The sequence below is a fragment of the Aeromicrobium sp. Leaf272 genome, assembly GCF_001422865.1.
In the GTDB taxonomy this organism is placed as follows: domain Bacteria; phylum Actinomycetota; class Actinomycetes; order Propionibacteriales; family Nocardioidaceae; genus Aeromicrobium.
In genome coordinates this window covers 324,677-343,713 of record NZ_LMMY01000010.1, presented here as the reverse complement: position 1 = coordinate 343,713, position 19,037 = coordinate 324,677, and the positions used below count along the sequence as shown (strand labels likewise).

Annotated in this window: 16 protein-coding genes and 1 pseudogene; 6 read left to right on the top strand and 11 right to left on the bottom strand. The window is 72.5% G+C overall.

Features of this window, described 5'->3' with window-relative positions:
• Window positions 1–12: 12 nt before the first annotated feature.
• Window positions 13–1,659 carry a LuxR family transcriptional regulator gene (locus ASF38_RS06875; protein WP_156366829.1) on the bottom strand — a complete coding sequence of 549 codons (1,647 nt, stop codon included), beginning with the start codon at window positions 1,657–1,659 and terminating at the stop codon, window positions 13–15.
• A 123-nt stretch (window positions 1,660–1,782) separates the two neighbouring features.
• On the opposite strand from ASF38_RS06875, the gene ASF38_RS06870 reads away from it, so the two are divergent.
• From ASF38_RS06870 to ASF38_RS06860, 3 genes are all read left to right on the top strand, one after another.
• Window positions 1,783–2,340, top strand: coding sequence for a hypothetical protein (locus ASF38_RS06870; protein ID WP_055969346.1), 558 nt, complete (start codon window positions 1,783–1,785; stop codon window positions 2,338–2,340).
• A gap of 114 nt (window positions 2,341–2,454) precedes the next feature.
• A complete protein-coding gene (locus ASF38_RS06865; protein WP_055969343.1) occupies window positions 2,455–4,671 on the top strand; it encodes an NADP-dependent isocitrate dehydrogenase in 2,217 nt (738 codons plus the stop codon).
• 302 nt (window positions 4,672–4,973) lie between these two features.
• A complete protein-coding gene (locus tag ASF38_RS06860; protein WP_056574632.1) occupies window positions 4,974–6,215 on the top strand; it encodes an MFS transporter in 1,242 nt (413 codons plus the stop codon).
• Here the strand turns inward: ASF38_RS06860 and ASF38_RS06855 are convergent.
• Window positions 6,212–6,769, bottom strand: coding sequence for a TetR/AcrR family transcriptional regulator (locus tag ASF38_RS06855; RefSeq protein WP_056552622.1), 558 nt, complete (start codon window positions 6,767–6,769; stop codon window positions 6,212–6,214). The two genes, ASF38_RS06860 and ASF38_RS06855, sit on opposite strands and share 4 nt — an antisense overlap.
• A 23-nt stretch (window positions 6,770–6,792) precedes the next feature.
• On the opposite strand from ASF38_RS06855, the gene ASF38_RS06850 reads away from it, so the two are divergent.
• A complete protein-coding gene (locus ASF38_RS06850) occupies window positions 6,793–7,974 on the top strand; it encodes an MFS transporter (RefSeq protein ID WP_156366828.1) in 1,182 nt (393 codons plus the stop codon).
• On the opposite strand, the gene ASF38_RS06845 is transcribed toward ASF38_RS06850, so the two are convergent.
• Genes ASF38_RS06845 through ASF38_RS06830 form a run of 4 tightly spaced genes read right to left on the bottom strand, consistent with a single transcriptional unit; the run spans window position 7,971 to window position 11,721 of the window.
• Window positions 7,971–8,927, bottom strand: coding sequence for a sulfate/molybdate ABC transporter ATP-binding protein (locus ASF38_RS06845; protein WP_055969330.1), 957 nt, complete (start codon window positions 8,925–8,927; stop codon window positions 7,971–7,973). The genes ASF38_RS06850 and ASF38_RS06845 overlap by 4 nt on opposite strands.
• Before the next feature lie 36 nt (window positions 8,928–8,963).
• Window positions 8,964–9,794 (bottom strand): sulfate ABC transporter permease, encoded by an 831-nt coding sequence (locus ASF38_RS06840; RefSeq protein ID WP_055969327.1) that lies wholly within the window; start codon window positions 9,792–9,794, stop codon window positions 8,964–8,966.
• Window positions 9,787–10,635: a sulfate ABC transporter permease subunit CysT gene (gene cysT / locus ASF38_RS06835; protein WP_055969324.1), complete on the bottom strand. Its 849-nt coding sequence runs from the start codon at window positions 10,633–10,635 to the stop codon at window positions 9,787–9,789. The genes ASF38_RS06840 and cysT overlap by 8 nt, the downstream gene beginning before the upstream one ends.
• A 3-nt stretch (window positions 10,636–10,638) precedes the next feature.
• Window positions 10,639–11,721, bottom strand: coding sequence for a sulfate ABC transporter substrate-binding protein (locus ASF38_RS06830; RefSeq protein ID WP_056574628.1), 1,083 nt, complete (start codon window positions 11,719–11,721; stop codon window positions 10,639–10,641).
• A 351-nt stretch (window positions 11,722–12,072) separates the two neighbouring features.
• Between ASF38_RS06830 and ASF38_RS06825 the strand changes: the two genes are divergently transcribed.
• Window positions 12,073–12,960: a hypothetical protein gene (locus ASF38_RS06825; RefSeq protein WP_055969317.1), complete on the top strand. Its 888-nt coding sequence runs from the start codon at window positions 12,073–12,075 to the stop codon at window positions 12,958–12,960.
• A 16-nt stretch (window positions 12,961–12,976) separates the two neighbouring features.
• Here the strand turns inward: ASF38_RS06825 and purU are convergent, their stop codons facing one another.
• The 5 genes from purU to galK are packed head-to-tail and all read right to left on the bottom strand — an operon-like array spanning window position 12,977 to window position 18,615.
• The gene (gene purU, locus ASF38_RS06820; protein WP_156364673.1) at window positions 12,977–13,843 is read right to left on the bottom strand and encodes a formyltetrahydrofolate deformylase; all 867 of its coding nucleotides are present in this window, start codon (window positions 13,841–13,843) and stop codon (window positions 12,977–12,979) included.
• Window positions 13,844–13,853: 10 nt separating this feature from the next.
• Window positions 13,854–15,389 carry a DHA2 family efflux MFS transporter permease subunit gene (locus ASF38_RS06815; RefSeq protein ID WP_056574625.1) on the bottom strand — a complete coding sequence of 512 codons (1,536 nt, stop codon included), beginning with the start codon at window positions 15,387–15,389 and terminating at the stop codon, window positions 13,854–13,856.
• Window positions 15,390–15,443: 54 nt separating this feature from the next.
• Complete coding sequence (locus ASF38_RS06810) at window positions 15,444–16,586, bottom strand: GNAT family N-acetyltransferase (protein WP_055969311.1); 1,143 nt, start codon at window positions 16,584–16,586, stop codon at window positions 15,444–15,446.
• A 13-nt stretch (window positions 16,587–16,599) separates the two neighbouring features.
• Window positions 16,600–17,445: a prephenate dehydratase gene (locus tag ASF38_RS06805; RefSeq protein WP_055969308.1), complete on the bottom strand. Its 846-nt coding sequence runs from the start codon at window positions 17,443–17,445 to the stop codon at window positions 16,600–16,602.
• A gap of 48 nt (window positions 17,446–17,493) precedes the next feature.
• A complete protein-coding gene (gene galK, locus ASF38_RS06800) occupies window positions 17,494–18,615 on the bottom strand; it encodes a galactokinase (RefSeq protein WP_056574622.1) in 1,122 nt (373 codons plus the stop codon).
• A 43-nt stretch (window positions 18,616–18,658) separates the two neighbouring features.
• Here galK and ASF38_RS19085 point away from each other — a divergent pair.
• A pseudogene (locus ASF38_RS19085) lies at window positions 18,659–19,037 on the top strand (tryptophan--tRNA ligase); the annotation flags it as partial.

Sequence of the window (19,037 nt, the reverse complement as noted above, 5' to 3'; positions counted from 1 at the left end):
CGCGAGTCGAGGTCACGCGCCGGCGGGCGAGGGCTCCGTCGCCGCGGGCGGGGCCGGTACTGCCGCCTCGGCCCTCAACCACTGCCGGGCCAGCTCGAATCGGCTGGCGGCGTCCCACCGGACCAGGGCGTCGCTGACGTGCTTCTCGACCGCCTTGACGCTGATCTCCAGCGCGGCGGCGACCTCGACGTTGCTGCGCCCCTGCGCGAGCAGCCCGACCACGTCGCGCTGACGGGGCGTGAGGTCGTCGGGGTCGCGACCGGGGTCGTCACCGCGTGGGCCGACCGCGGACAACAGACCGACGCGGGTGCCGACGCCGAAGGCGCAGAGGATGCGGGAGACGTGGGAACGCACGGTGCCGGGGGAGAGGAACAGCGACTGCGCAATGGCGTGCTGGTCCAGGCCACGCAGCACGAGGTCGGCCACGTCGCGCTCACGGGGCGAGAGCACGGACCAGCCGCCGGCGCTGACCGGGGGCAGGCGCCGACCTGCCGTGCTCAGGACCTGGGACGCCGAGCGACGCACCGCGGCGTGGCCGCCGGGGTCGGCGACGGAGACGGCCTCACGCAGCGTGCGGGTGGCCTCCTTGACCTGCCGGGCGAGCAGGTGGGACCGGGCCAGCACCACGCGACCCTCGGCTGCCTCGACGGCCCGACCTGCTGCCTCGGCTGACTCGACGGCCTGCTCGGCGAGCAGGACCGCCGCACCGGCGTCTCCGAGCAGCGCAGCCTCGCGAGCGCGGATCCTGAGCACCGTGGACGCCGCCGCCGGATGTGCTGCGAGCGGGGCGGCGAGGCTGGCCCAGGCGCGGACGGCCTCCTGGTCGCCGTCGAGCTCGCCGACGGCCACGAGCAGCTCGAGCCCGAGGGCCTGGTCCACCACGGTGAGCGCCGAGAGGCTGGCGTCGCCGCCTGCACGGAGCACCAGGGTGGCTGCGCTGCGCACGTCGCCGGTGGCGACCGCCCCGAACGCGGCCAGCAGGAGCGACCCCCGACCGACGTGGTCGTCGCGGACCGGGCTGGCGGCGACGTCGGCCACGAGGGCGTGGGTGGCGTCGGCGCCGGCGGGCTCGGCGTTCCCCAGCACGAGCGCGCGCAGTCCGGCTGCGAGACGTGCGAGGTCGTGGGTCGTGGCGACGGACGCGAGCGCATCGACCTCGTGCCGCGCGTGGTCGATCCTGCCGCCGAAGGCGAGCGCACGGACCCGCAGCTGACGCTGGAGGACCTCGACCGCCGTGCCCTCCCACGGTGACGGGACCTGTGAGTCGGGGAGCAGGGCGAGGGCGCGGTCGACCTGCGCGCAGGTGAGGGCGGCCTCCGCGGCGAGGGTCCGGGCGAACCACCAGGCGGGATCGCGCTGGTCGCGACCGCGCAGCACCTGCTCGAGCTCGTCGAACGGGTCGGTCAGCACCGGGTCGCGGTTCCGCGCCCGAGCCAGCCCGACGGTCGCGAGGGCGAGGGCCCGACCGAGCGGGTCCTCGGCCGCCGCGAGGGCACGGCCGGCGTGCTGGAGCGTCTCGTCGGTGCCACCGAACCAGAATGCGACGAGCGCGCGCCAGGCGTCGCGGTCCTGGGCCTCGTCCGCCTCGCTGCCGGCCTCGGCCTGGCCGCCGCACAGGAGGGCTGCCACCACTCGGGAGACGTCGTCGACTCGACCCACCGTCAGACGGTACCGCCGTCGGGCCGGTGGATGAGGCCGTTTCCCCATCGCCGTCGACAGCCCGGGGGGCCGAGCCTGGGGCCACGGCTCCCGGCCGCCGCCCACGACCCTGGAGGAACCCCCATGCGCACGTGCCTCGTCGGCCTCGCCACGCTCGCCCTGCTCGGCCTCGCAGCCTGCGGAGGAGGCGAGGCTCCTGCCGGCGACGACCCCGCGGCCGGCACCTCGTCCGGGGCCACCGCCGGGGCGGCGCCCGAGAAGGGCGCCGACGTGCCGGACGACCTGTGCTCGCTCGTCTCGGCCGAGGAGCTCGGCGACGCGCTCGGCGTCACCGTGACGACGGAACCGGGCCCGGTCGACACCTGCGACTTCGGCGAGGAGGACCCGCGCGGTGTCAGCGGCTCCTACGGGGTCGTCCCCGCCGAGGACAACGGCGGGTACGCGGCCTACCGCTCGGGCATGACGTCGGTGATGGAGGATCCCGAGGTCACCGCTGTCGACGGACTCGGGGCGGCGGAGATCGCGTTCGGCAGCCTCGCCGGTGGGTACGGCACGCAGGCGGCCGGTGCCGCCGACCTCGGCAGCGTGGTCGTCACGACGAACGTGCTCGGCGGCGACCAGGACCGGCTCACCGAGCGGGCCGAGGCCGTGCTGCGCCTGGCGGTGGCCGCCGTCGAGTGAGGGACCGGACGGAGCGGTCCTGGGGCCGGGCGGGGGACGGGGCGGCGCGCGCCGACGCCGAAGGGATATCTTGAGGTCGAGAGACTTTCGGCCGACCCCGAGGAGTGGCCCGCGATGGCCAAGATCATCTACACGCACACCGACGAGGCCCCGCTGCTGGCGACCTACTCGTTCCTGCCCGTCATCGAGGCCTACGCCTCGACGGCCGGCGTCGACGTGGAGACGCGCGACATCTCCCTGTCCGGGCGCATCCTGGCGGTCTTCGCGGACCTGCTGCCCGCCGACCAGCAGGTCGACGACGCGCTCGCCGAGCTCGGAGCACTTGCCAAGACGCCCGAGGCGAACATCATCAAGCTGCCCAACATCAGCGCCTCGATCCCGCAGCTCAAGGCCGCGATCAAGGAGCTGCAGGAGCAGGGCTTCGACCTGCCGGCCTACCCCGACAACCCGTCGAGCGACGCCGAGAAGGACGCCAAGGCCCGCTACGACAAGGTCAAGGGCAGTGCGGTCAACCCGGTCCTGCGTGAGGGCAACTCCGACCGCCGCGCCCCCGCGTCGGTCAAGGCCTACGCCCGCAAGAACCCGCACTCGATGGGCGCCTGGAGCAGCGACTCCAAGACCGAGGTGGCCACGATGGGCGCCGACGACTTCCGCTCGAACGAGAAGTCCGTGGTCCTCGGGTCCGACGACACCCTGACGATCCAGCACGTCGCCACCGACGGCACCGTGACCGTGCTCAAGGACTCCCTGCCCGTGCTGGCCGGTGAGGTCGTCGACGCCACCGTCATGCGGGCCGCGGCGCTCGACGCGTTCCTGGCCGAGCAGGTCCAGCGCGCCCAGGACCTCGACGTGCTGTTCTCGGTGCACCTGAAGGCCACGATGATGAAGGTCTCCGACCCGATCATCTTCGGCCACGTGGTGCGGGCCTACTTCGCCGACGTGTTCGCGCGCTACGGCGACGACCTCGCCGCGGCGGGACTCAGTGCCAACGACGGCCTCGGCGGCATCCTCTCCGGGCTGGACGCCGTGTCGAACGGCGCCGAGATCAAGGCGGCCTTCGAGCAGCGCCTGGCCGAGGGGCCGCGCCTGGCCTACGTCGACTCCGACAAGGGCATCACCAACCTGCACGTGCCGAGCGACGTCATCGTCGATGCGTCGATGCCGGCCATGATCCGGACGTCGGGCCACATGTGGGGCGCCGACGGCCAGGAGCACGACACCCTCGCGGTCATCCCCGACTCCAGCTACGCCGGCATCTACCAGGCCGTCGTCGAGGACTGCAAGGCCAACGGCGCGTACGACCCGACCACGATGGGCTCGGTGCCGAACGTCGGCCTCATGGCCCAGGCGGCCGAGGAGTACGGCAGCCACGACAAGACGTTCGAGATCGAGACCGCGGGCACCGTCCAGGTCGTCGACGCCGCGGGCACCGTGCTCATCGAGCACGACGTGGAGCCGCACGACATCTGGCGCGCCTGCCAGACGAAGGACGTGCCGATCCGCAACTGGATCGAGCTCGCCGTCACCCGCGCCCGCGCCACGGGCGCCCCGGCGGTGTTCTGGCTCGACGAGACCCGCGCCCACGACGCCAACCTCATCGCCAAGGTCAACGACTACCTGCCGTCGCTCGACACCGACGGCCTGACGATCGAGATCATGGCGCCGACGGAGGCGACCACCTACTCGGTGGAGCGCATCCGTCGCGGCGAGGACACGATCAGCGTCACCGGCAACGTGCTGCGCGACTACAACACCGACCTGTTCCCGATCCTGGAGCTCGGCACGAGCGCCAAGATGCTGTCGGTCGTGCCGCTCATCAACGGCGGCGGACTGTTCGAGACCGGCGCGGGCGGCTCGGCACCCAAGCACGTGCAGCAGCTCGTCAAGGAGAACTACCTGCGCTGGGACAGCCTCGGTGAGTTCTTCGCGCTGGCGGCCAGCTTCGAGCACCTGGCCACCACGGCCGGCAACGCCCGCGCCCAGATCCTGGCCGACACGCTCGACCGCGCCACGGGGACGTTCCTCGACGAGAACCGCTCGCCCGGCCGCAAGCTCGGCACGATCGACAACCGCGGCAGCCACTTCTACCTCGCGCTCTACTGGGCCGAGGAGCTGGCGAAGCAGACCGAGGACGCCGAGCTGGCGTCCGCCTTCGCCGACGTCGCCGGTGCGCTGCGCAGCAACGAGCAGACGATCGTCGACGAGCTGCTCGCGGTGCAGGGCTCCCCGGCCGACATCGGTGGCTACTTCCGGCCGTCCGACGAGAAGGCCACGGCCGTGATGCGTCCGTCCACCACCTTCACCGAGGTGCTGGGCTCGCTGTCGCTCTGACCGCAGACGCTCCTCGACGCCCCACGGCCACCGGTCGTGGGGCGTCGTGCGTTCGCGCGGTGCAGCCCTCCGCCCTCGCCCCCATCGGTGGATCCGCAACGTCAGAACCGCTCCTGCGGTTGCTGAAGCACCGATCGTGGTCGAGTGAGCGGTTCATCGGTGGATCTGCAACGTCAGGAGGGCCTCTGCGGTTGCTGAGGCACCGATGGGTGGGACGCTCGCCCCTGGCCTCGGCCCGCCGGCGGGCATGATGTCGCGCACACCGGGAACAACACGCCGACGGCAGGTGCTTGGCTCTTCACGTGACCTCCTCCGTCGACCTCGCAGCCGAGACCGCCACCCCGTCGCCCCGTGCCACGCACGTCGGGGCGGCGATCGTCGCGCTCGCGCTCGGCGGGTTCGCGATCGGCACGACGGAGTTCGTGACGATGGGCCTGCTCAAGGAGATCGCCGTCGGCATCGACGAGTCGATCCCGACCACGGGGCACGTGATCACGGCCTACGCCTTCGGCGTGGTCGTCGGGGCTCCGATCATCGTGGCGCTCGGTGCGCGGCTCCCGCGCCGCGAGCTCGCCGTGGGGCTCATCCTGGCGCTCGGCGTGGGCAACGCCGTCACGGCGCTCGCGAGCGGCTACGTGCCCGTGCTCGCGGCCCGGTTCCTCGCGGGGCTCCCGCACGGTGCCTACTTCGGCGTGGCCTCGCTGCTCGCCGCCTCGCTCGTGCCGGCGCACCGACGCGGTCGTGCGGTCAGCCGGGTCATGCTCGGCCTCTCCGTCGCGACGGTCGCGGGCGTCCCCGCGGCCACCTGGCTCGGGCAGGCGTTCGGGTGGCGGGCCGCCTACTGGGCGGTCGTCGTCCTCGCCGTCCTCGCGGCCGCGATGATGCTGCTGTTCGTGCCGCACCAGCCGGGTGACCGGACGGCCAGCATGAGGGGCGAGCTGTCGGCCCTCAAGCGGCCCCAGGTGCTGTTCGCCGTCACGGCCGGCATGGTCGGCTTCGGCGGCCTGTTCGCCATGTACAGCTACGTCGCCCCGATCGTCACCGACGTCACGGGGCTCGCCGACGCGACGATCCCGTGGTTCCTGCTGGCGTTCGGCGTCGGCTCGGTGCTCGGCTCCTGGCTCGCCGGGCCGCTCGCCGACTGGGACGTGCCCCGGCTCGTGATCGGCGGCTTCATCGCGACGGTCGTCGTGCTCGTGGTCTTCCACCAGACCGCCGGCATGGCCGTCTGGGCGGCGCTCGGTGTCTTCGCGATCGGTGCCCTCGGCAGCCTCGTGGCGATCGGTCTGCAGATCCGGCTCATGGACGCCGCGGGCGACGCGCAGATGCTGGGTGCCGCCCTGAACCACTCGGCCCTGAACATCGCCAACGGCCTGGGTGCGTGGCTCGGTGGCGTCGTGATCGCCGCCGGGTACGGCTACCGGGCCCCGAGCCTGGTCGGGGCCGGCCTGGCGATCGCCGGGCTCGTGATCTTCGTGGTGGGTCTGGGCGCCCAGCGCCGCAGCCGTGGTGCAGCGTCCGAGGCGTCGCCCGCCGCGGGCTAGCTCCGGACCAGCGTCGTGGCGGTGGTGCGAGCCACGTCCGTGGTCCACCCGGGTGACCGGAGCCGCATCGCGAGGTCTCCGGTCACGACCAGCAGCAGCTGCTCGCCCAGCTGGTCGCCGCGCCGGGGATCGACGTCGCGCGCCAGCTCGACGAGGCGGCCGCGCAGGTCGTCGGACTCGCGGCGCAGTGCCTCCGCGAGCTCCGGGGGCGGGTCGGCGTGCTCGGCGGCCGAGCCGAGGAAGGCGCACCAGCGCGAGCCGAGGGAGCCGGCCCGGAAGGCGTCGAGCGCGTCGAACACGGCCAGGAGCCTGCCCTCGGGTGTCTCCTGCGCCGCGATCGCGTCGTCCCACGTCTCCAGCCAGGCGCGGTGCCGACGCTCGAGCGCCGCGGCGAGCAGCGCCTCCTTGCTGGCGAAGCCCCGGTAGAGGGTGGCGGCCGAGACGCCGGCGCGCTCGATGACGGCATCGATCGGGGTGGCTGCGACGCCGTGCCGGAAGAACAGCTCGTCGGCGGCGTCGAGCAGCCGGGTCTCCGTGGAGGTGCGCAGGGGCATGGGGTCAGCCTAGACTCGGCGAAGTGAAACGTACGTTTTCGTTATCCCTCCTCCTCGTCCCCTCCGGTCTCGGCCTCGTGGCGGCCACCTACGGTCTGGTCCGCCTGGCGTCGGGGCTGTACCTGCCCGACGTGCAGGCCGACCTCGGCCTCGGGGTCGCCACCGCCGGTCTCGTCTCCAGCGGGGCCTCGGTCGTCTACTGCCTCGGTGCGCTCGCCGGGCTGCTCCTCGCCGCGAGGCACGCTCGAGCGCTCGTCGTCGGGGCTGCGGCCACGGCCGGCGGCGGCGCGTTCGGCATGGCACTGGCGCCCGACGTGCCGACGTTCGCGCTCCTCGCCGTCGTGGCGTCGGCGGGTGCGGGGCTCACCTCGCCGGCCATGGTCGCCCTCCTCCAGCAGGACCCGTCCACGCGCGAGCGTCCTGCCGCCCAGGCCGCGGTGAACTCCGGCACGGGCCCCGGACTCGTCGCGGCCGGGGCGCTGGCCCTGCTGCTCCTGCCGGACTGGCGTGCCGCATGGGCGTGGTCCGGACTGTTCACGGTGCTCGTGGCCGGCCTCGTGCTGGCCTCGTCCAGGAACGGCGTCGGGTCCACAGGGGGCTCGGCGCGCGGTGTGCTGCCGGCGACGTGGTGGGTCGCCCACGCCCGGGTCGTCGCGGCGGCCCTGCTGCTGGGAGCCGGCTCGGCGGCCGTCTGGAGCTACGGGCGGGCCATGCTCGTCGATGCGGGGACGGGTCGGACGGCGTCCGTGGTCGCCTGGATCGCCGTGGGTGTCGGGGGGACGCTCGTGGCGGCCTCGAGCCGGAGGATGGAGCGGATCGGACCGCGGGCGTCGTGGGTCCTCACGGCGGGAGTCGTCGCGCTCGCCACGGCCACGCTCGCACTGCTGCCCGCCGTCACGCCGGTCGCGCTGGCGGCCTGTGCCGCCTTCGGGTGGGGCTTCGTCGCCGCGTCGGGAGCGCTCATCGTCTGGACGATCGAGATCGACGAGGCCCGCGGAGCGTCGGGGACGGCCCTGCTGTTCGTGGTGCTCGTCCTGGGGCAGGCCGTCGGCTCCTCGGTGATCGGGGTGCTCGTCCCGGCCGCCGGGTACCCCGCCGCGTTCCTCGCCGCCGCGGGGGTCAGCGCGGTGGGCGGCCTGGTGGCGGTCCACGTCCGTCGGTCCCGGCGCGGACAGCGGTCCAGGACCGTGGCCTCGGCCCGCTAGGAGGAACCGGGCCGGGGGCGCAGCCACACGCGGTCGCCCTGGTGCAGACCCAGGGCGTTCGCGTCGGACCGGGTGAGGGTCACCAGGATCGGCGCTGGGTGGCGCGCGTCCTCCGGCGTGACCTCGAGGCGCACCTCGAAGCCGATGCGCGTCCACCGGGTGATCGTGCCCACCGCGGTCGCGGCCTGCTCGTACCGCGAGATCTCGATGTCGTGCGGACGCACGAGGTGGTCGCCCAGGGTGGTGACCGGACCGAGGAACGACAGCACGAAGTCACTGGCGGGCTTGTCGTAGAGGTCGTCGGGCGTGCCGATCTGCTCGATGCGACCCTCGTTGATGACGACGATGGAGTCGGCGACCTCGAGCGCCTCCTCCTGGTCGTGGGTCACGAAGACCGTGGTCACGTGCATCTCGTCGTGCAGACGTCGGAGCCAGTCGCGCAGTTCCTTGCGCACCTTGGCGTCGAGCGCGCCGAACGGCTCGTCGAGCAGCAGCACCGACGGCTGGATGGCCAGGGCGCGGGCCAGCGCCATGCGCTGGCGCTGGCCTCCCGACAGCTGGGCCGGGCGTCGGTCGGCGAACTGCTCCAGGTGCACGAGCTGCAGCAGCTCGTCGACCTTCGCCTCGATCTCGTCCTTCGGCCGCTTGCGGATCTCGAGGCCGAACGCCACGTTGCGACGGACGCTGAGGTGCTTGAAGGCCGCGTAGTGCTGGAACACGAAGCCGACGTTGCGCTTCTGCACCGGCAGCGCCGTGGCGTTCACGCCCTCGATCTCGACCGACCCGGTGTCGGCCGACTCCAGGCCGGCGATGATGCGCAGCAGCGTGGTCTTGCCCCCGCCGCTCGGACCGAGCAGCGCGGTCAGCTGTCCCGTGGGGATGGCGAGGTCGACGTCGTCGAGCGCGACGAAGTCGCCGAACCTCTTGCTGACGCCTGCGACGTCGATGCTCATGGGTGCTTCTCCCGGGTCTGGGGACTGTACGGAGGACTAGTGGCGCTCGGCACGCGAGCGCAGGATCTGGACGACGACGATGCACACGACGGACACGCTGGCGAGCAGGAACGCGATCGCGTAGGCGCCCTCGGCGTCGAAGTTGAGGTACTTCTCCTCGACCGCGAGCGTCGCCGTGCGCGTCTCGCCGAGGATGTTGCCGGAGACGACCTTGACGGCCCCGAACTCGCCGAGCGAGCGGGCGAGCGTGAGGACGACGCCGTAGACGACCGCCCAACGGATGCCCGGCAGGGTGATCCGCCAGAACGTCTGCCAGCCGTTCGCCCCGAGGCTGCGGGCGGCCTGCTCCTGCTCCGTGCCGATCTCGCGGAGCACCGGCACGACCTCGCGGATCACGAGCGGCAGCGCGACGAACGCGGTGGCCATGACGATGCCGGGCGTCGAGAAGATGATCTGGATTCCCCAGCTCTCGAGCGACGGCCCGAACCACCCCCCGCGCCCGCCGTAGACGAGCACGAGCGCGAGGCCGACGACGATCGGCGAGACCGAGAGCGGCAGGTCGAGCGCGGCGCTCAGCAGCCGCTTGCCCGGGAACTCCGAGCGCACGAGCAGCAGGGAGATGCCGACGCCGAACACGAGGTTGATCGCGGTGGCGCAGAGCGCCGCGACGGCGGTGAGCTGCAGGGCGGCCACCATGTCGGGGTCCTCGAACAGGCTGCGCAGCGAGTCCAGCCCGTTCTCGAAGGTGTTCGTCACCACGAGCGCGACGGGCCACACCACGAGGAGGCCGAGGTACACGACGGCGACGACGCGCAGCAGGTAGGTGACCGGCCCCTTCGGGTGCCGGGTGAGGCGTGCGTCAGCCACGGTCGCTGATCCTCCTCTGCAGGAGGTCGAGCACGATGATCGTCAGCAGCGAGACGAGCAGCAACAGGGTGGCGATCGACGCGGCCGCGGCCGGGTTGTCGTTCTCGATGGCCCCGAGGATGCGCACCGACGCGACCTCGGAGGTGAAGGGCAGGTTGCCCGACAGCAGCACGAGCGAGCCGTACTCGCCCACGCCGCGGGCGAACGAGAGGGCGGCGCCGGCCGCGATCGCCGGGGCCAGTCCCGGCAGGATCACGCGACGGAAGGTCGTGAACCGGCTCGCCCCGAGGGAGGCGGCGGCCTCCTCGACCTCCGGGTCGAGCTCCTCGAGCACCGGCTGGACCATGCGCACGACGAACGGCAGCGTGACGAAGAGGAACGCCAGGTACACCGACGCACCGCTGTTGGCCACGTTGATGCCCAGGGGGCTCTCGTCGTTGCCGTACAGGGAGAGCAGGACGAGGCCGGCCACGATCGTGGGCAACGCGAACGGGATGTCGATGACGACCTCCAGGGCGGCCTTGCCCCAGAAGCGGTCACGGACGAGCACCCACGCGATCATCGTCCCGACGACGACGTTCACCAGCGTCACGGCGGCGGCGGCCTGCAGCGTGACGGCGATGGCCGCTCGGGTCTGCTCGTTGGAGATGGCGCGCCAGAAGTTCGCCCAGCCACCCTCGGACGCGGTCACGACCACGGCGCACAGCGGGATCAGCACGAGCAGGCTGAACCACAGCATCGCGATGCCGAGGCCGAGGCCCGAGGTGCGGGTGAGGGTGCTCGGCAGGGCCGGCCGGAGTCGTCGCTCCGGCCGGCCCGTCGGGGTGAGGGTGCTGGTCATGGACTACTGGGAGGCCTTGCCGGACTTCGAGATGGCGTCGGTGACGATGCCGACGGGAGCGCCGTCCTTGCCGTCGCCGAACAGCTCGTCCTTCACACCGCCCCAGCCCGGGCCGCCGAAGTTGTCGGTGAGGGTGAGCAGGTTCTTCACAGCGGGGAACGGGTCGGCCGGGTCGGGGGCGCCCTTGATGTCGGACGCCTCGAGGCCGACCGACTCGAGGTCGGCGGTGCCCGGCTCCTCGAGGTTCAGCGGGCGGAAGCCCTTGAGGGCGAACTCGCGCTGACCGGTCTCGCCGAGCACGAAGTCGAGCCAGGACTCGGCAGCGGGGGTGTGCTTCGTCAGGAGCGCGCCAGGGTTCTCGATGAGCAGCGTGGTCTCGGGGATGACGTAGTCGAAGCCCTGGCCCTGCTGCGCGGCGAGGATGGCTTCGTTCTCGTACGCGAGCAGGACGTCGCCGGTGCCCCCGAGGAAGCTCTGGGTCGCGTCACGGCCGCTGTTGGTCAGCGACACCACGTTCTTGAACAGCCGGTCGATGTACTCGGTGGCCTCGGCCTTGCTGCCGCCGTTCTCGGTGACGCTGCCCCAGGCGGCGAGGGCGTTCCAGCGGGCCGCGCCGGAGGAGGCGGGGTTGGCGGTGACGATCTCGACGCCGGGCTTCACGAGGTCGTCCCAGCCCTGGATGTTCTTCGGGTTCCCCTCGCGGACGCCGAGCACCACGACCGAGGTCGACACGATGCCCTTGTTCTCGCCGTCGTCCCAGGTGTCCTCGACGAGGCCCGCGTCGACGAGCCGGTCGACGTCGGTCGCCACGGACAGGTGCACGTAGTCGGCCTTCAGGCCGTCGACGACGGCGCGGCTCTGGTCGCCCGAAGCACCGTAGGACGTCTTGAACCGCACGCCCTCGCCCTCGGGTGTCTCGTTGAACTTCTCCGCGATCGCCTTGTTGGCGGCCTCGGGCACGGCGAAGCCGACGATGCTGATGGTCTCGTCACTCTCACCTCCGCCGGATCCGCACGCCGCCAGCACCAGGGCGGCAGCAGCGGCGAGCGCGGTGGCGGTGAGTCGTCGGCGGGGGGTGGTCGTCATGGTCGTCCTCGGGTCGGGCACGTCTGCGTGTGGCGTGCGTCGGGACGACCGTAGGGACATTTCCAGACCAGGATCACTGGTCTCAACATCCGGACTTCTCGGCCGAGGGGTGAGACGTCGTGCCAGGGCGAGCGTCGTGCGGGACCCGGGACACGCACACGGACGAGAACCGCGGCCCGTCACCCCCTGGATGCAACGGAACCGCGGCTCTTGGAACCAACCCTAGGACTCCGCGCTTCACACAGCGCTCCCAACGGTGTGAAGATTGCATGTGAATCACGCCTCACCCGCGAGCCCGCGCCATCGGACCGTCCGTCGGACACCCGGCGCTGCGCATGCCACGATCCCTGCATGACCGAGAGCCGGCGGTTCGCCGACGCCTTCTCCGACGCGCTGGACGCGCGCGGGGTCGGCCTGTCGTGGCTCCGGTCGCGCCTGGCAGACCGCGGGCACGCGGTGTCGCTGGCCGCCCTGTCCTACTGGCGCTCCGGTCAGCGGGAGCCCCAACGGAGGATCTCCCTGGAGGCGCTCGTGGCGATCGAGGAGCTGCTCGGCCTCCACCCGGGTGCGTTGTCATCGCACCTGCGTCGTCGTGGGCGGACCGGACCGGCGCCGTTCGACGACCTGGTGGGCCTGGCGCGTCAGGTCGGCAGGGACCGTGGCCTCGTCGGCGAGGACGAGGTGGACCGCATCGCGTTCGACCTCGTCGTGGACGTCGACGCCGACCGTCGGATCAGCCAGGTGCGGGTGACGCAGGTCTTCGTGGCGGCCGTCGAGGGCGCTGCTGGCGTCACGATGTTCGTGGCGCCGGGCGTCGGCACGGGCACGACGGAGTTCGAGGGCCTGACGGACTTCGCCACCGACACGGTCATGCGAGCCGTCTCGGGCTGCTCGGTCGACGGCGTGGTCGACATCATCGACGGGATCAGTGCCGCACGCCTGAGGTTCGACCGACCCCTCTCGCTGGGGGAGTCGGTGGTGACCGAGATCGTCCTGTGCCCGGTCACGGACGACTCGGCTCTCGACTCCGAGTGGGGCGCGGTGGCCGAGCAGCGTCTCGAGCAGTGCATGGTGTGGGTCCGCTTCCACCCCGACCAGCTGCCCAGCAGGTGCTGGGTCGGCTTCCAGGAGGCGGGGCTCGGCCACGAGTGGCCCGTGGCCCTCGACGGGGCCACCGGGCTCCTGCACCGGCAGACGGACTTCGGTCCCGGGCTGTGCACCGCTCGCTGGGAGTGGTGACCCGACCGACCGTGCGTCAGGCGAAGACGACGGTGCGCGGACCGTTCATGAGCACCCGCGACTCGGCGTGCAGGCGCACCGCCCGCGAGAGCGTCTGGGCCTCGACGTCGCGTCCCACGCGGGCGAGGTCGGCCGGACTCATCCGGTGGTCCACCCGCTGCACGCCCTGCTCGATGATCGGCCCCTCGTCGAGGTCGGCCGTCACGTAGTGCGCGGTGGCGCCGATGAGCTTGACCCCGCGGTCGTGGGCCTGGTGGTACGGCCGGGCGCCCTTGAAGCTCGGCAGGAAGCTGTGGTGGATGTTGATCGCCCGGCCGGCGAGCGCGCGGCAGAGGTCGTCGCTCAGGATCTGCATGTAGCGCGCGAGCACCACGAGGTCGATGTCGAGCTCGTCGACCAGGTCCAGCACGCGGGCCTCGACGTCGGGCTTGGTCTCGCGGGTGACGGGCAGGTGGTGGAACGGCACGTCGTAGGACGAGGCGAGCCGCTCGAGGTCGCGGTGGTTGGACACCACGGCCGGCACCTCGATGTTCAGGCCGCCCGAGCTCTGCCGGTAGAGCAGGTCGTTGAGGCAGTGCCCCTCCTTGGACACGAGCACCAGGGTGCGGGCGGGGCGCTCGGCCTCGACCAGGCGGAAGTCCATCGCCAGCTCGGCCGCGACGGGGGCGAAGCCCTGCGTGAGCTCGCCGGCGTCGCGACCGGGGCCGAAGTCGACGTGGAGGCGCAGGAAGAACTCCCCGCTCGCGTCCACGTCATCACTGGGGTCGGTGTACTGCTGGGAGTCCAGGATGTTGCCGCCGGTCTCGTGGATCCACCGGGTGACGGCGAAGACGAGTCCGGGGCGGTCCGGGCACGACAGCGTCAGGACGTGGGTGCTGGTCACCTGCCGAAGTCTAGGCAGCGGGCGGAGTCGCCGGCTCCGCGGTCGCCCGAGCGCTCGCAGCCGTCGCCGGTGGGGCCCCCTGGTGCCGCGGCCGCTCGAAGAAGAGCACGACGACGAGCCCGACGACGAACGCGATGGTGGGCAGCCAGAACGCCTCGGACATGGCGCGCGAGAACGCATCGGCCACCTGCGCCGGCATCGCCGCGCCGCCCGCCGACTGGAACGCCGCCGCGTCGCCGTCGAGACCGTTGGCCGAGAGCCGCGCACCGATCAGGGCGGCCACGGCCGCGCTGCCGAGCGCGGCGGCCACCTGTCGGGTCGTGTTGTAGACGCCCGCGCCCGCGCCGGCGGACGCCAGGGGGAGGTTCCGGGTCGCGGTGGCGCTGAGCGGAGCCCAGAGGAAGGCGTTGGAGACGCCGAACAGGGCCATCGGCAGCAACAGCTGCCACCCGGGTGTGGTCGGGTCGACGAGCGAGCCGAGCCAGCGCATGGCGACGGCGGCCGTGCCGAACCCCACGAGGGTGAGGATGCGCGGGTGGACGCGGTCGGACAGCTTGCCCACGACGGGCGAGAGCGCGAGCAGCACCACGGCCATGGGCGCCATGAACAGCGCGGCCTCCGTGGGGCTCCAGCCCCGCGCGCCCTGGGCGTAGAACATGAACGGCAGGCTCATCGCGGTGATGGCGAGCGAGACCATGGCGATGCCCAGGTTGCCCACCGAGAAGTTCCGGTCGCGGAACAGGCCCAGCGGCACGAGCGGCTCGGTGCGCACCCGGCTCTGCCAGACCACGAAGAGCCCGAGCACGAGGACCCCGACGCCGATGAGCAGCGGCACGCTGACCGGACCGGCGATCGTGCCCCAGTCGTACCGCTCGCCCTCCTGGATCCCGCACACGAGCAGGAACATGCCGGCCGCGCTCAGGGCCACGCCCAGCCAGTCGAAGCTGTGCGCGTGCGTCTCGAGGGTGGGCACGAGCCGCATCGCGAGCACGAACCCCACGATCCCGACCGGCACGTTGACGAAGAAGATCCACTCCCAGCCGGCCGCGTCGACGAGCACGCCACCCAGGATGGGGCCGACCAGCGTCGCGACGCCCGCTGTCGCTCCCCACAGCGCCATGGCGCTGCCGCGCTTGGCGGCAGGGAAGGTGCGGGTGATGACCGACATGGTCTGCGGCGTGATGAGCGACGCGCCGACGCCCTGCACGACGCGCGCGGCGATGAGCCCGCCGATGGAGTCGGTGAGGCCGCACCAGAGCGAGGCGAGGGTGAAGATCGCGAGTCCGACGAGGTAGACCCGCTTGGGCCCGAACCGGTCGCCGAGCCGTCCCGTGACGAGCAGGGGCACGGCGTAGGCCAGCAGGTAGGCGCTCGTGACCCAGATGCCGCTGTTGTAGTCGGTCTGCAGGTCCTCGATGATCGCCGGCGTCGCGACCGAGACGATCGTGTTGTCGACGAGGATCATGAAGAACCCGATGACCATGGCCCACAGCGCCGGCCAGGGGGAGGTCGCGGCGTCGACGGGGGCACGTGTCGGTTGGGTCACGCAACCAAGTGTGCAGGTCGACGCCGACGAAACCGCCGCCTCGTGGCGAAGGTCTCAGACCTCGTCGCGCAGCAGGTCGTAGGAGACCAGGTCGTCGACCGAGCCGTCGCCGAGCAGCTCGGCCTCGCGCTCGACCCCGATGCGCCGGAAGCCCGCCCGTTCGGCCACCCGGTTGCTGGCCGCGTTGCCGGCCGCTGCCCGCAGGCTGAGGCGGTGCAGGCCGAGCGGCTCGTGGTCGGGCCCGTCAGCGGCGAGCGCGTGGCGCACGGCCGCGCGGACCGCCTCGGTCATGAATCCTCGACCCCGCGCGTCCGGGTGGGCCCAGTAGCCGACCTCGGCCGTCCCGGGGTTGGGGCCGTCGAGGTGCATGAGGGCGAGGTTCGCGACGAGCGCGTCGGTCTCGCGGTCGGCCACGGCCCAGGTGAGCTTGGACCCGATGGCCGCCTGCCAGGTGCAGTCGGCCAGGTAGGCGCGCGCGACGTCGAGCGTGTACGGGCGCGGCAGGGTGTTCAACCAGTGCCCCGCGGTCTCGTCGCCGCACGCCTCGGCCACCCGGGCGGCGTCGGACTCCGCGAAGGGTCGCAGCCGCAAGCGGTCCGTCTCGATCACGGGAGCGTCGAGCCAGCGCCCCCTGGGCACGGGGGCGTCGCCGAAGCGCAGCACCGCCGTCCAGGCGTCGAGGGTGCGACCCCGCTCGTGCAGCAGGGCGGGCGAGGAGCCCACGAGCTGGAAGCCGCAGGCGTGCGCCACCCGCAGGGAGGCCTCGTTGCCGACGTGCGCCCGCCAGTGGACCGACTCCACCGCGCACTCGGTGAACACGTGGTCGACGGCGAGGCGCACGGCCCGGGTCATCAGTCCGCGACCGCGCGCCCACGGGTGCAGGGAGAAGCCGAGGTCGGCGACCGGCCCGCCCCGGACGTCGACGTTGCCGGCGAACCGGGCCCGTCCGGAGTCGTCGGCGGCCTCGACCACCCACATCCGCGCCGTGCCCTGGTCCCACGCCTCGGCGCCGATCTGCAGGGCGAACGCCTCGCTCATCTCGGGCGTGTTGGGCACCGGGACCGCGGTCCACCGCTGCATGTCGGGGTCCTGCGTCATCTCGTGCATCGACGCGACGTCGGCCGGCGTGGCGGCGCGCAGGGTCACCACGCCGTCGGAGAGGACGGGCACGGACAGCGGCCAGCTCAGGGAGTCCATCGGTGGGCTCGGCTCAGGCGGACTCGGCCCGGAACGGGTCGGCCGGGTAGACGCCGAGCACGCGGGTCTCGGTGGTGAAGAACGTGAGCTCCTCGAGGGCGCGCGCCACGTGCGGGTCGTCCGGGTGCCCGTCGACCTCGGCGAGGAACTGGGTGGCGGTGAACTCGCCCCCCACCATGTAGCTCTCGAGCTTGGTCATGTTGACGCCGTTCGTGGCGAAGCCGCCCAGGGCCTTGTAGAGGGCCGCCGGCAGGTTGCGCACGTTGAAGATGAAGGTCGTCACGACTGGTCCCGCGCCGGCGGCCGGGACGGCGGGCTCGCGCGAGAGCTCCACGAAGCGGGTCGTGTTGTGGTCCTCGTCCTCGACGTCGCGCGCCAGGATCTCGAGTCCGTAGATCTGCGCGGCGAGCGGCGGGGCGATCGCCGCCTGGCTGACGTCGCGGGCCTCGGCGATCTCGCGTGCGGCACCGGCGGTGTCGCCGGAGACGAGAGGCGTCCAGCCGTGCTGCTGGATGATCTTGCGGCACTGCCCGAGGGCGTGCACGTGGCTGTGGACCGTGCGCACGGTGTCGAGGGTGGTGCCCGGGACGCCCATGACCATGAACTGGATCCGCAGGAAGTGCTCGCCGACGATGTGCAGGCCCGACGTGGGCAGGAAGTGGTGGATGTCGGCCACCCGGCCTGCGATCGAGTTGTCGATCGGGATCATCGCGAGGTCGGCGTCACCACCGGTGACGGCCGCGAACACGTCCTCGAACGACGCGCAGGCCACGGCCTCGGCGTCGGGGTGGTGCTGCTGGCAGACGATGTGGGAGTTCGCGCCGGGTTCCCCCTGGTACGCGATGCGGCGGACGGTCACCCCGACAGTCTTCCACCCCGTGTGGGCGCGAGGCGGCCAGGAGGGACCTCAGGCGGTGCGGTGGACCCCGTCGGCGGCACGGACCGCGAACACCTCGGGCGTCTTCCAGCCCAGGGCGTCGTAGCGCTGCTCCACGAGCTCGCGCACCGGTCCCGCCTTGGCCTGCGGGACCAGGGCGATGGCCGAGCCGCCGAACCCGCCGCCGGTCATGCGGGCGCCGAGGGCGCCGGCCTCGAGGGCGGACTCGACCGCGACGTCGAGCTCGGCGCAGCTGACCTCGAAGTCGTCGCGCAGAGAGGTGTGCGAGGCGGTGAGGACCGTCCCGAGCTGCTCCCAGTCCTGCTCGCGCAGCGTGCGCAGGGCGGCCTTGACGCGAGCCGTCTCGGTGAAGACGTGCTGCGTGCGACGACGCAGCACGGGGTCGTCGAGCCGGACGAGCGCGTCGAGCCCGGCCTTCGCGAGGTGGTCGAGGCCCAGGGCCGACGCGGCCTCCTCGCACTGGGCGCGCCGCTCGGCGTACCCCCCGCCTCCGGAGGCGGCCACGTGCGAGTGGTCCACGCCCGTGGAGATGACCAGCAGCGAGAGGTCGGCCGCGGCCACGTCGAACGGGACGCGCTCGGGCTCGGCGTCGCCGAGCGGGTCGGTCACGACGGCCTGGCCCTCACGGCCGAACGTGACGGCCAGCTGGTCCATGAGGCCGGTCGGCGCCCCCACGAAGTCGTTCTCGGCGCGCTGGGCGAGGCGGGCCGCCGTGAGCGGGTCCAGGTCGAGACCGGCCAGGTCGGCGAGGGCGGACACGACCCCCACGGTGAGCGCGGCCGACGACGAGAGACCGGCACCGAGGGGCAGCGACGACTCGAGCACCAGGTCGCAGCCGGGCAGCGAGCCCTGGGAGCGCAGCGCCCACACCGCGCCCGCGGGGTAGGCGGCCCACCCGTCCGCCGCGACGGCGCCGCCGCCCGGTGCGACGTCGACCGTGAACGCCGCGCGCTCACGGCGACCGTCGGGCAGGGTGCTCCACACGTTGACCGCGTCGTCGTCACGGCGGCGCACCTTCAGGGTGAGGAAGCGGTCGATCGCGAAGGGGACCGACGGGCCCCCGTTGTAGTCGAGGTGCTCCCCGATGAGGTTGACCCGACCCGGAACCTGCCACGTGCGTACGTCGTCCACCCGCCCGAGCCTAGGACCTGACCGGCAGAACCTCACTGGCAGAATGCACAGCATGTCCAGCAGCACCCGTCCCCGCTCGCTGTCCGGCATCCAGCCGACGGCCGAGTCGTTCCACTTCGGGAACTACCTCGGGGCGATCCGCCAGTGGGTGGGCCTGCAGGACGACCACGACGCGTTCTACTTCATCGCCGACCTGCACGCGCTCACGGTGCAGCCGGACCCGGCAGCCCTGAGGGCACGGACCCACGCGTCGGCGGCACAGCTCCTCGCAGCCGGCGTCGACCCCGAGCGGTCGGCGCTGTTCTGCCAGAGCCACGTGCCCGAGCACACGCAGCTGGCGTGGATCTTCAACTGCCTCACCGGCTTCGGCGAGGCGGGTCGCATGACGCAGTTCAAGGACAAGAGCGCCAAGGGTGGCACCG